Source organism: Parabacteroides vesiculifaciens, assembly GCF_049860805.1.
Taxonomy (GTDB): domain Bacteria; phylum Bacteroidota; class Bacteroidia; order Bacteroidales; family Tannerellaceae; genus Parabacteroides.
This window is the reverse complement of the sequence record NZ_CP187555.1, coordinates 1,292,455-1,304,233: the sequence shown is the minus strand read 5'-3', so window position 1 is coordinate 1,304,233 and position 11,779 is coordinate 1,292,455. Positions and strand designations below refer to the sequence as shown.

Genomic DNA, 11,779 nt, shown 5'->3' with positions numbered 1-11,779 from the left:
CTCTTTTTTACTTTGTTAATGTCACAATCAGAGACGCGATGGAAACTAAGATCGAAGCAGCGGACAACCACACTCCCACCGACTTGTTCTGGTTGATCTCGCTCTGTCCCGCTTTCGCCTTGTTCGGTTCGACATACACGATATCGTTCTGCTGCAGATAATAGCAGGGAGAGTTGAAGATATCGGATGAGCGAAGATCGTGCATCAGGATCGTCCGCTTCCCGTCTTTCTCGCGGATCACGGCTACCCGGTCGCGTCGCCCGTAGATCGTCAAGTCGCCCGCCATACTCAAGGCTTCCAGCAAGGTGATACGGTCGCCGGAGATATTGAACGATCCCGGACGATTCACTTCACCCATCACCGCCACCTTGTAGTTCAGGAACTGTACCGTCACGATCGGGTCCTTGATCAGATCCTCCTCTATCAGACGTTGTTTGATCAGATCCGTCAACTGCAAACGCGTCATCCCCGCCACATGCAATTTACCCAAGATCGGAAAATCGATGTCTCCGTTAATATCCACTAAATAACCCAGCACACGCTGCTGTCCTCCGCTTTCGCTACCCAGCTGGTAGGTCACCATCGGCATATTGAACGGCAACGCCAGTTCCGGGTTCTTGCTGTTCACCATGATCGCCAGCAAATCGTCGTTATGGATATACACTTCGTATTTTTGCTCGATCACCTGCTGCTTCAGCGGGACGACATCCTGAAAGTAAACCACTTTCTTGGAAGATGCGCATGAGGTACAGAGTACCACCACGCACATCAACATATAATTCCAGATTTTCACTCTTCTTTTCTTCTATTTAAATAAACAATTATAACTTATTGGACAACGCCTCCACCGTGTGCAGGATGGCTTGCTCCGCCTTCCTTCGTGATCGTCGTGCTTACACCTGCATACGTTGCGATCTCCACACTGAAGGGAACGGTACGGCCCTGGTAGTTGAAATTGACCGAGAAAGAAGAGAGTTTTTTCTTAGCCTTCATATCGATCGTCACCTTCTGGTCGCCGTCCACTTTGGCCGTACCTAAGGAGAAAGGAATTTCCTCGACACCGGCAGCCGAACCTTTGGTAGACGTGATAGCCGCGTTCAGCTGGCTTGCTAAACTTTCGAGATCGGAACTGCTCAAAGCGGAGAACGTACCGCCCAACAGTTGCTTCAAGTCGCCCTGGATTTCCCAACCGATCTTCTGCTTGCCTGTCACTTCCTGCTCGGCAGCAGCCATCTTTCCTAAGTTATCGATGGTGACGACAGACAGGTTTTCCGTCGAACTGCCGCCATCAGACATCGAACAGGCCGGACCAAAAGAGTGGTTCGAAAAACCATCCAGGATACAAGCATACGCATTCCGTTCTGCATCGAAACTGGCATTCCCCACTTCTTTCCAGGCATTTCCTTCTTCAACGAAATGCTTTACATCGGCAAAGCTGATCACGTTGCTGGTTGCATTCTTAACCATCACCTCCACGCCCTTTTCAAACTTCAGGCCGTCAGGCGTACAGTTGATTGTCGAAAGACTGGCTTGGACTGCATTGGTTGTCGCACCTTTCTGGTATTCGGTCACCGTCACTTCGGTATCTTCCTTTACCGCACCTGCCGGGATGGCCAATACGGTCGTTTCCGAACGTTTGTCAGATACGATCGTCTCCTTGTCGGCCGATACGGTCACCGGAGTAGCCGAAGAAGTCATTGTCTGAGACAAGGACACGCTACCTTGCTTCGGTGTGTCCGAAGGGATCTCCGACGCAGCCGACACTGCTATATATCCGTCCTTTGCAAACGTGACGACATAGTTTCCGGTCTTATCCATCGCCAACTGATACGTCCCGTCGGCAGCAGTCGTAGCCGACTTGCCGGAAGTGCTGACTTCTACTCCCTCCAAGGAAGCAGAACCGTCTGTCACCTTACCTGCAATATAGTAGACCTCTTTATCCAAAGGATTATCGGTCACGATTTCAGGTGTTGGTTCGTCATCATTACTACATCCCGTAAACCCCATACTCAATGTCGCAGTCAGACCTATGGCCAGCGCTGCGCTCCACAAATTTTTCGTTCTCATGTTCTTGATAAATATTAATATTGATAAAAAATTAAATCCTTGATTTATGATTTAAAAACGTCTTCTGTCATACGGCAAGTTGTTGCTTTCATCCGGCCGGGTCTCGTAGTCCTGTCCGAGTTTCCGTTGGAAATATTCGAGGCCGCTCTGTCCCGAATATTCCATCTGGTAATATTCCGGCAGGCGCACCCGCACCTTGCGCGACTTGCCCCATTGCGGCAACGGGACGGCAAAATGGAAACCGCCGTTCGCCTCGCCTCCCGTGTACATGGCATACAAACCGGCCGTCGTCCGTCCGAAATGCCGGATGCAGTCCACCCGCACCCCGTAGTCGCCATAGACATAGCGGTGCACGCCCAAGTTGAAATCCATATTGAAACGCCTTTCGCGGAAACGGACCTCCGCCGCCCCGCTTACCCGCTTCCAATTCGACACCTGCCATTTGCCCTCGTAGAAGGTAGACGATCCGGTCACACCGCCTTCCAAGCCGAACATCCAACGGTCGTCCGGCGTCGCATAACGCAGTTTCAGGTCCGCCCCCATCCGGCTGTTCGTGAAGTTACCGACCGTCACCCGTCCGAACACCCCTCCGGGCAATCCGAACTCCTGGCTCAAGGTCAACACTCCCGCCCGGATATAGTCCATCTGCCCGACCATATTGTTCCAGACCGGCAGGATCACCTGCCCTGTGAAAACCGCCCCTTTCCAAAGCCGCGCCTCCACCGCCGGAGCGATATTGATCACCGCCCCGTATATCTTGTCTAACCACGAATTGTTCAACGTGATCTGCGGATAAAGCACCAGCTCCACCCGTCCGTCCCAGGGCATACGGACCTCATCGGACCGAAACGCACGAGGCCGGGGCGTCAGTTCGTACCGGAGACCGCCCGCCACCGTCTTGAAATCGTAGCAATAAGCATACAAGGAAAAATGGTCGAACAACCGGGCCGACACTCCCACATTCACCACCTTCGAGTCATATTCCGCCATCACCTCAAGCGGTTTCAGGAACGCCGGACAGTAGCTCACCCCGCCGAACACGCCCTTATTCTCGCTCCTGCTGCGGAAGGGCACATGTCCACCGACCGTCACGCCGATATCATGGCCGTAGAAACCGAAATGCTTCGTCCCGACCGCATAGACGGAAGAGAAATAACGGTTCCCTCCCGAATCCAGGAAAGGATTCAATTCGCCGGTCGTCAGCAAGTCATTCGAACCGACCACGACCGACGGCCACCACTTCCCCTCCTTCAACGGACGCAGGCGCAGGGAGACCGAACGGTCCTGGTTCCATTTGCCGGTACTCTTGACTTTCAGTGGCGTGCACCGGTAGGCCACCTCCATAAACGGCAGGAATGTCAGGTTCACGAAATAGTTTCCCGAATTATATCCCCACTCCCGGGGTAGCATCTCCCGAGGCAGGTAGTTGCCTCCCGTCATGAACGTACCGTCTTCCTGCATATCGGCCGATGGGATGTTCAGTAGACCGGAGACGCCCAACGAGCGTTGGGCAATTGACAATTGAGAATTGACGATCGACAATGAGATGCCGATTGTCAATAGGGTTTGCTTTATTATTTTATGTTTCATATTCTGTTCTGTTACTTTTCCCTTGATGGAAAAGTAACCAAAAGATCAAGACTCAACCGGGTTCAGCTTCTCTGGCTACAGCAAATCGTCCTCTCCCAGCGGCATATAAGGACCGTCTTTCACCTCGAACAATACAGAACCGCTTTCCAGCACTTCCAGCGTATGCCATTGTCCCGCAGGAATATGCACACCGTAGTGTCCTTCCAACGGATCCAATACTGTCGATTCGGTTTCTTCCTTGGCATCGTTGTAGAACATCACCCGTATCTTCCCTCGCAACAGCAGATAGGTTTCCGCCGTATGCGGATGACGATGTACCGGTAATACCGTTCCTGGCTCCAAAGCGTTCAGCAAACGCTGCGCTTTCGCATCTAAGGAGTCATGGAAATTATGATTCATACGCAAACGAGGGGATTCCTTCGCCTGCGCTGTAACTTCGTTCAATAGATTCGTGTCGATTCGTTGCATCTTGTCCTTCGTTTTACTATTTTCTCCAAACCATCTTGTTCACAACACCCGTATAGCTTTGGATCAGCTTGACGACCTTCACCGAGACATTTTCGTCCACATAGTTGGGCACGGGGAGTCCCAAAGCGCCGTCCCGATTCATCTCGACCGCCACATCCACTGCCTGCAACACCTGTTCGGTCGTGATACCGGCCAGGATGAAATTACCTTTGTCCAAGGCCTCCGGACGTTCCGTACTGGTACGGATGCATACAGCCGGAATAGGATTGCCGACGGAAAGGAAGAAACTGCTTTCCTCCGGGAGCGTACCCGAATCGGATACGACCGCGAATGCATTCATCTGAAGATGGTTGTAATCGTGGAAACCTAAAGGCTGATGCTGAATCACACGAGGATCGAACCGGAAACCGCGCTGTTCGATGAACTTCTTGGAACGGGGATGGCAGGAATAAAGGATCGGCATATCGTACTTCTCCGCCATAGCGTTCACAGCATTCATCAGGTTGAAGAAATTGGCTTCCGTATCGATATTCTCCTCACGATGGGCGGAAAGCAGAATATACTTGCCCTTCTCCAACCCCAAACGTTCGAGGACGTCGCTCGCCTTGATCTGTTCTAAGTTATCGTGCAACACCTCCGCCATCGGCGAACCGACGACATAGGTACGCTCTCTCGGCGTTCCGGCGGCATTCAGGTACCGGCGTGCATGTTCGGAATAACACATGTTGACATCGGCCGTCACATCGACGATACGCCGGTTTGTCTCTTCCGGAAGACATTCGTCGAAGCAGCGGTTACCTGCTTCCATGTGGAAGATCGGGATATGCAAGCGCTTCGCTCCGATCACCGAAAGGCAGGAGTTCGTATCGCCAAGCACTAAGACCGCATCAGGTTTCACCTCAACCATCAACTGATACGACTTGGCTATGATATTGCCGATCGTTTCTCCCAAATCCTTGCCTACCGCATCCAGATAATAGTCCGGAGCACGAAGACCCAGATCGTCAAAAAACACCTGGTTCAATGTATAATCGTAATTCTGCCCGGTATGCACCAGGACCTGATCGAAATATCGATCGCAACGCTTTATCACGGCAGCCAACCGGATGATTTCCGGACGCGTACCGATAATGGTCATTAATTTTAGTTTGCTCATGATTTCCTGTTTTTACACTTCTTCAAAATAAGTATCCGGGCGGTTCGGATCGAACGGTTCGTTGGCCCACATGAAGGTCACTAAGTCTTCCGTATCCGAAAGGTTGATGATGTTGTGGGTGTATCCGGGGATCATTTCCACTACTTCGATCTTCTCGCCACTGACCTCGAAGTCGACAACCTCGTCCGTCCCGATCTTACGCAGCCGGATCAGGCCGTGACCGCTCACCACCACGAACTTTTCATTCTTGGTGTGATGCCAATGCTGTCCCTTGGTGACACCGGGCTTGGAAATGTTGACCGAGAACTGCCCCCTGTCCGGCGTACGGATGATCTCAGTGAAGCTACCCCGATCGTCCGTCTTCATCTGTACCGGATAGCTGAACTTCTCTTTCGGAAGATAGGACAGATAAGTCGAATACAGCTTCTTCGTAAAAGGATCCCCCAAATCAGGAACCTCCAGATTACCCGGCATCCCCTTAAAAGAATAAAGCAGGTCGACAATCCCGCCCAGCGTTATCGTATGGACCACCGGAACGGCACAAAAGTTCCCTTCGCGGTGTTCGCCACCCGACAAGGCAGCAATCAACTCGTCCACCACATCATCCACATAGACTAAGTTCATCACCACCTTAGGATCATTCACTTGGATAGGCAGGTCATTCGCTATATTGTCGCAGAATGTCGCCACCGCACTGTTATAGTTCGGGCGGCACCACTTCCCGAAAACGTTCGGAAAACGATAGACTAAGACTCTCGCCCCCGTCTCTTCGGCATACTCGAACAGAAGGTTCTCTCCCGCCCGCTTCGACTCGCCGTACGGATTATCCAGTGCAGCCTGCGTAGACGACGAGATCATCACCGGACAGGCATTACCCTGTTTCTTCAACGTATCCAATAAGAGGGAAGCGAAACCGAAATTTCCCTTCATAAACTCCGACTGGTCTTTCGGACGGTTCACCCCGGCCAGGTTAAAGACAAAATCGGCATTCTTGCAATACACCTCCAATTCTGCCGGATCGCTGTCCACATCATATTCGAAGACCTTCAGTTCAGTACCTGAAACAGGATAATTGCGGGCTTTTCCCGACTGGATATTATGAAGTTGGGATACAAGATTCCGACCGACGAAGCCTTTTGCACCGGTTACTAATATGTTCATGTCTTTTAAATTTTAAGTGTGAAGTTTCGAGGCTTGGCACGAAGTCGATTTTTATTCGCTTCTGATTTCTCTCGGTTTCGCCCGTTCGATCAACCCGAGATCTTCCTGAATAAAACGTAGGCGGAGTAATAATTTTTTCATCCCTTCGACATCCAGACGAGTCGTGTTATGGCTGTGATAGTCCTCGATCTTGGACAGGCATTCGCTTCCTTCGGTAAAGAACTTGTCGTAGTTCAGATCGCGCGTATCGCAAGGGATACGGTAATAGTCGCCCATATCGATCGCTTTCGCCATCTCCTCGCGTGTCACAAGGGTCTCAAACAGCTTCTCCCCATGACGCGTACCGATCACTTTCACCTCCGTATCTAAGTACTTCGGATCGATCTGCGCGTAGGTCTCTTTCAACGCCTCTGCCAAGACGGACAGAGTGGCCGCCGGCGCTTTCTGCACGAACAGGTCACCGTTATGCCCATGCGTAAACGCATAGACCACCAGGTCGACCGCATCATCCAGCGTCATCATGAAACGCGTCATCTCCGGATCGGTAATCGTGATCGGTTTACCCTGTTCCATCTGTTCCACCCACAGAGGGATCACAGAACCCCGGCTCGCCATCACATTCCCGTAGCGCGTGCAGCAGATCGTCGTCTGTGCCCCTTCGCCCAGCTCACGTCCTTTGGCAATCGCCACCTTTTCCATCAACGCCTTGGAGATCCCCATCGCATTGATCGGGTAAGCAGCTTTATCCGTTGAAAGGACCACCACATTCTTCACACCATGCTCGATAGCCGAAAGCAGCACGTTCTCCGTCCCTTCCACATTCGTACGGGTCGCTTCCATCGGAAAGAACTCACAACTGGGAACCTGTTTCAAGGCTGCTGCACTAAAAACATAGTCCACACCCCGCATCGCCACATCCACAGATGTCTTATTACGCACATTCCCTATATAAAACTTCACTTTGGGATTCTGTAACTGATGACGCATATCATCCTGTTTTTTCTCATCACGGCTAAAAATACGGATCTCCTTGATATCCGAATCCAGAAAACGCCGAAGAACTGCGTTACCGAAGGAACCGGTGCCTCCGGTGATTAGGAGTACTTTGTCTTTGAATACTGACATATATATTCTATTAAAATTTTAATAAATTCGTTTGTTCATTATTATGATAGATAATTAGAGTTTTACTTATGATTAAAACCTTTAGCGTTTTCAGGAAAAGTTTTAAGTATGATCAAAACTTTTCGTACATTTGCCATAAGTTTCATTTATACTTAAAACTTTCAACAAATGGATTTACCTCAAACGCTCATCAATCGAAAAGGCTATTCAGAAAGAATCAAGCCTTTCATGAGAAAAAGCATTGCCAAAGTATTAACCGGCCAAAGACGTGTCGGTAAAAGCTTCCTGCTTTTCCAGCTTATGAAACAAGTTCTTGAAGAAGAACCGAATGCCAATATCATATATATTAATTTTGAAGATTTCACCTTTAGCCAAATTCAAACAGCAGAAGACATGCACACTTATATCACATCACGGCTTATAGAAAATCAATTCAATTACATATTCATTGATGAAATACAAGAAATTCCCAATTTCGAAAAAGTAATTCGTTCTTTGTTGTTATCCCCTTGGAATGACATCTACCTGACAGGTAGTAATGCCAAAATGCTCTCCGGCGAGCTGGCCACTTATCTGAGCGGACGATATATAGAGTTCAAAATCTATAGCTTGTCCTATTTGGAATTTTTGGAGTTTCATCAGTTAACCAATACCGAACAAAGTCTCAATTTATATAGTCGTTATGGCGGTTTACCCTATTTGATCAATCTGCCTCTGACCGACGAAGTTGTCAATGAATACCTAAAAAGCGTCTATTCCACCATTGTATTCCGTGATGTGGTTGGCCGTTATAATTTGCGAAACAGTGACTTCTTAGAACGCCTTATCCGTTTCCTTTCAGAAAACATCGGAAGTCTTTTTTCAGCTAAAAACATCAGCGATTATTTAAAATCCCAGCATACTACAGTTTCTGTCAATCAGATACAAAACTATACCCAATACTTAAGCAATGCTTTTCTCATCCATCGGGTTGAAAGATACGACCTGATAGGTAAACGTATTTTCGAGATCGGAGAAAAATATTATTTCGAGAACATGGGAATACGCAACATTGTCATCGGTTACCGCCTTACGGACAAAGCCAAAATATTAGAAAATCTTGTCTACAACCATCTCCTCTATCGCGACTACACGGTTCAGGTCGGTTATTTAGGCAATAACGAAATCGACTTCATCGGTGAAAAGGATCATGAAAAAATTTATATCCAAGTTGCCTTACGTATCGACAACGAGACGACCGCTCAACGTGAATTCGGTAACCTGTTAAAAATACAAGACAACTATCCCAAACTCATTGTCACCTCAGACCCCTATACCGGCAACAGCTATGAAGGCATCCGCCATTATCCGATACGGGAGTTTTTGTCGGAATTTTGAAAAGAGGACTATCCTTCGACCCGAGTGAAACAGCCCTGTTGGTGTCGAAGGCCTCTTTTATGTTGTCAACAAAGCGTTGGCGACAATGAGTGACGGTCTTATGATTAACTTCAAGAATCATGCAGCCTAATTTTGTTGACTAACTTAATGATCTCAAATAAGCTTCATGCAAAGGATAGTACCGTCTCATAAAAAGCAGATAACCTCCACACAAAACAGCCAATACAACAAATAGATACAGCCAATGATTCATCGGTAATAAAACCATACCGTTCAATATCTTCTAAGAACCACTTGAAACGCCTCTGCATATTTACACCCCCACTGACTTCCACGAATCGTAGCCAATCCAGTGATATATTCATCACTGCGAGGATGCGGATAGGGACGCATTACCCCTCTGTACATGGCAAGAGCTTTACATTTGGCTTCGATCCCTTCTCTTTCGACCTCCACATAACAGTTCGGTCGGAACAGGTTCATCGCCTCATTGATTGCCCATTCGGTACAAGAAGGTACTTCCATATACCAAAACTCCTTCACACACTTCATCATTGGTTGACGCTGAAACAGACGTATAGCCTCCTGACAAGCCATTGAAGTTTGGAGATGATCATTATTAGTATCTGCCGGATGATGTGTAATAATAATGTCCGGTTCACTCTCCCGAATAGCACTTTCTATAAACTGTACTAATTTCAAATGTGGCACTGTATTCATCTCGATATTAGGAAAAGTAGCTTCAAACTTCTTATGTATACCTAAAAAATTCGCAGATGCATTCAAATCATCATCCAACTCCTTATCTTCAGGGCGGAAAGCTCGTGCTTTCGCCTCCGTACTCATAATGGCCACATCCACAATGTTTCCCTCGCGTGACCACTTATAGATAGACGCACCAACCCCTAATACCTCATCGTCGGGATGCGCAACTACTAAAAGATATTTCATAACTCTTGTATTTTATTTTTCATTTATCCATCGTTTCTTTTGCATCCTCAACCAACTCCTTCAATATCCATGTACATTCCTTTCCCAAAAGAGCATAGATAATACAGATGACCGTATAAACAATCATCTTCAAATCGTAGAAGATACCGGCTTTCTGCACGTATATATATTCCAATTCACGACGTGTAGGATAGACTTTCTCCATGTACTCCTTCTCATCCGTAATCTGATCACCATAAATAAAATCATAAAGAGCAGCCGGGCCACTCAGCCCCACGGGAACCTTAGCCGCCTCATCCCATTTCCCATAACGAAACATTTCAAACTGATCTTGTGCTACAGGACGAGACCCGACAATCGACATAGAACCATTCAAAATATTCAACAACTGAGGCAACTCATCAATCTTCACCTTACGAATAAAACGACCAAACGGAAAGATTCGATCTTCATCCGGACGCAATGAAGCTTCAGTTGCAACCTTAGCCACTCTCATAGAACGGAATTTATACATTTTAAAAGGTTTATTATTCTTGCCTATACGAGTGGCTACATAGAAGACAGGCCCCCAATCCGACAACAAAATACCGACTACACCAATTATCCACAAAGGAGACGTGCCGATAATACCTATCAAAGCACAGATAAAATCAAAAACACGTTTGACATTTTTGTATAACATATTGAAATAATCTTATTTATAGATAAAAAATCAGACTTTCACACCAGCTTTAGCCTTTCTGAACTCAGGATCAAGCTGTTTTTTGAAGTTCCCCCATGTACCCCAGAGAAAGGAAGAGAAATCACCACATATCCAATCCTGATAATACAAATTCTTTCCCAAGAAGCTAAACCAAGAAGGCTTAGCCTTGAATCGATCCGGAGATTTCAAAAACCACAACATCTCAAATCCCAAATGTCTCAACCTCTTACCCGGTTCATAAACATAATGTCTCAACGGTTGCCCTACAGTCATATCAGCAATCATTGTAGCATAATCCATTCCGGACTTAAAAGCAGAACGTACACAAGCCGGAATACGAGGATTTATTTCCATTATAAGCAACTGTTTCTTATCTGGATCTTCAATCAGGTCAAAATCAGCAAATCCAATCCACCCTATTCGTTTCAAGACCTCACCACAAGTCTTAACAATTTCAGGATCATCAATTGTAACATTACAACAACTGCTTCCACCTTTCACCGGATAATAACGTTGTTTCCAGATCACAGAAGAATAGGCCACATTCCCATAAAAATCAGTCATAATCTGGACTTTTACTTGCCGACCTCCTTCTTTTATGAATTGTTGCAGATGACACTCGCCATACTGTTCATGAATAGTAGGATAAACAACCTTCAATTCCTCAAGAGAATTGATTAATGTCATGCCACGACCACCGCTTGTTAAATTAGGCTTAAGCAAAGCTGGATAAGGGAAATCCGCTAATTCATTATTATTATCAACATCTTTGATACCGGAAAGATCAATGGTTAAAGGATGCGGAAATCCATTCTCCCGACAAATCTTCATTAGTTTATTTTTATCATAACCATTATCGAAAATAGTTTTATCCGGTATTAAAACGCCAACAAGTTCAAGTAACTCATTTTTATAGTAACTCATAAACTTTGCTGCTGTATCAGATGTCGGAATCAATACATCATAACGATGTTTTTTCAAGAAATTTATCATCCAAAAGGTATACTCCTTTTCATGGCTGTCAGGCCCCAAAATATGTTCATCCGCAAACTTCGTATGATAACCATATTCACTCTTGCTTGAACACATTGTAGAGACAGAATAACCACTCTGTTTCAAACACTCAGCCATAGCAACAGCATGTGTAGCTCCACCATCCAATATCAATACTTTTCTCATAA

The 11,779-nt window shown here is 46.9% G+C and carries 11 protein-coding genes; 1 reads left to right on the top strand and 10 read right to left on the bottom strand.

The window, feature by feature from the left end:
* Nucleotides 1-7 precede the first annotated feature (7 nt).
* From ACPYIV_RS05180 to ACPYIV_RS05150, 7 genes are all read right to left on the bottom strand, one after another.
* Nucleotides 8-775 (bottom strand): polysaccharide biosynthesis/export family protein, encoded by a 768-nt coding sequence (locus tag ACPYIV_RS05180; RefSeq protein WP_293731743.1) that lies wholly within the window; start codon nucleotides 773-775, stop codon nucleotides 8-10.
* A gap of 53 nt (nucleotides 776-828) precedes the next feature.
* The gene (locus ACPYIV_RS05175) at nucleotides 829-2,067 is read right to left on the bottom strand and encodes a carboxypeptidase-like regulatory domain-containing protein (RefSeq protein WP_301704883.1); all 1,239 of its coding nucleotides are present in this window, start codon (nucleotides 2,065-2,067) and stop codon (nucleotides 829-831) included.
* A 51-nt stretch (nucleotides 2,068-2,118) separates the two neighbouring features.
* Nucleotides 2,119-3,657 carry a YjbH domain-containing protein gene (locus ACPYIV_RS05170; RefSeq protein WP_425885981.1) on the bottom strand — a complete coding sequence of 513 codons (1,539 nt, stop codon included), beginning with the start codon at nucleotides 3,655-3,657 and terminating at the stop codon, nucleotides 2,119-2,121.
* A 75-nt stretch (nucleotides 3,658-3,732) separates the two neighbouring features.
* A complete protein-coding gene (locus ACPYIV_RS05165) occupies nucleotides 3,733-4,125 on the bottom strand; it encodes a WbuC family cupin fold metalloprotein (protein WP_293731726.1) in 393 nt (130 codons plus the stop codon).
* A gap of 16 nt (nucleotides 4,126-4,141) precedes the next feature.
* Entirely contained in the window at nucleotides 4,142-5,281 is a 1,140-nt protein-coding gene (wecB, locus tag ACPYIV_RS05160; protein WP_293739141.1) for a non-hydrolyzing UDP-N-acetylglucosamine 2-epimerase, read from the bottom strand.
* Nucleotides 5,282-5,293: 12 nt separating this feature from the next.
* Complete coding sequence (locus ACPYIV_RS05155; RefSeq protein ID WP_301704885.1) at nucleotides 5,294-6,442, bottom strand: capsular polysaccharide biosynthesis protein CapF; 1,149 nt, start codon at nucleotides 6,440-6,442, stop codon at nucleotides 5,294-5,296.
* Between the two features lie 51 nt (nucleotides 6,443-6,493).
* Nucleotides 6,494-7,567, bottom strand: a complete 1,074-nt coding sequence (locus ACPYIV_RS05150; RefSeq protein ID WP_301704886.1) for a polysaccharide biosynthesis protein — start codon at nucleotides 7,565-7,567, stop codon at nucleotides 6,494-6,496.
* A 168-nt stretch (nucleotides 7,568-7,735) separates the two neighbouring features.
* Between ACPYIV_RS05150 and ACPYIV_RS05145 the strand changes: the two genes are divergently transcribed.
* Nucleotides 7,736-8,944, top strand: a complete 1,209-nt coding sequence (locus ACPYIV_RS05145) for an ATP-binding protein (RefSeq protein WP_425885977.1) — start codon at nucleotides 7,736-7,738, stop codon at nucleotides 8,942-8,944.
* A 273-nt stretch (nucleotides 8,945-9,217) separates the two neighbouring features.
* Here the strand turns inward: ACPYIV_RS05145 and ACPYIV_RS05140 are convergent, their stop codons facing one another.
* The 3 genes from ACPYIV_RS05140 to ACPYIV_RS05130 are packed head-to-tail and all read right to left on the bottom strand — an operon-like array spanning nucleotide 9,218 to nucleotide 11,777.
* Nucleotides 9,218-9,895 (bottom strand): PIG-L deacetylase family protein, encoded by a 678-nt coding sequence (locus tag ACPYIV_RS05140; protein ID WP_425885975.1) that lies wholly within the window; start codon nucleotides 9,893-9,895, stop codon nucleotides 9,218-9,220.
* 19 nt (nucleotides 9,896-9,914) lie between these two features.
* On the bottom strand, nucleotides 9,915-10,577 hold the full coding sequence (locus ACPYIV_RS05135) for a sugar transferase (protein WP_425885973.1): 663 nt from the start codon (nucleotides 10,575-10,577) through the stop codon (nucleotides 9,915-9,917).
* Between the two features lie 30 nt (nucleotides 10,578-10,607).
* Nucleotides 10,608-11,777, bottom strand: a complete 1,170-nt coding sequence (locus ACPYIV_RS05130; protein ID WP_425885971.1) for an ATP-grasp domain-containing protein — start codon at nucleotides 11,775-11,777, stop codon at nucleotides 10,608-10,610.
* Nucleotides 11,778-11,779: the final 2 nt, after the last annotated feature.

Coding starts and splice junctions, on each gene's coding strand:
- ACPYIV_RS05150 (WP_301704886.1), bottom strand. CDS start 7,567: ATGTCAGTATTCAAAGACAAAGTACTCCTAATCACCGGAGGCACCGGT.
- wecB (WP_293739141.1), bottom strand. CDS start 5,281: ATGAGCAAACTAAAATTAATGACCATTATCGGTACGCGTCCGGAAATC.
- ACPYIV_RS05140 (WP_425885975.1), bottom strand. CDS start 9,895: ATGAAATATCTTTTAGTAGTTGCGCATCCCGACGATGAGGTATTAGGG.
- ACPYIV_RS05135 (WP_425885973.1), bottom strand. CDS start 10,577: ATGTTATACAAAAATGTCAAACGTGTTTTTGATTTTATCTGTGCTTTG.
- ACPYIV_RS05170 (WP_425885981.1), bottom strand. CDS start 3,657: ATGAAACATAAAATAATAAAGCAAACCCTATTGACAATCGGCATCTCA.
- ACPYIV_RS05165 (WP_293731726.1), bottom strand. CDS start 4,125: ATGCAACGAATCGACACGAATCTATTGAACGAAGTTACAGCGCAGGCG.
- ACPYIV_RS05145 (WP_425885977.1), top strand. CDS start 7,736: ATGGATTTACCTCAAACGCTCATCAATCGAAAAGGCTATTCAGAAAGA.
- ACPYIV_RS05180 (WP_293731743.1), bottom strand. CDS start 775: ATGTTGATGTGCGTGGTGGTACTCTGTACCTCATGCGCATCTTCCAAG.
- ACPYIV_RS05130 (WP_425885971.1), bottom strand. CDS start 11,777: ATGAGAAAAGTATTGATATTGGATGGTGGAGCTACACATGCTGTTGCT.
- ACPYIV_RS05175 (WP_301704883.1), bottom strand. CDS start 2,067: ATGAGAACGAAAAATTTGTGGAGCGCAGCGCTGGCCATAGGTCTGACT.
- ACPYIV_RS05155 (WP_301704885.1), bottom strand. CDS start 6,442: ATGAACATATTAGTAACCGGTGCAAAAGGCTTCGTCGGTCGGAATCTT.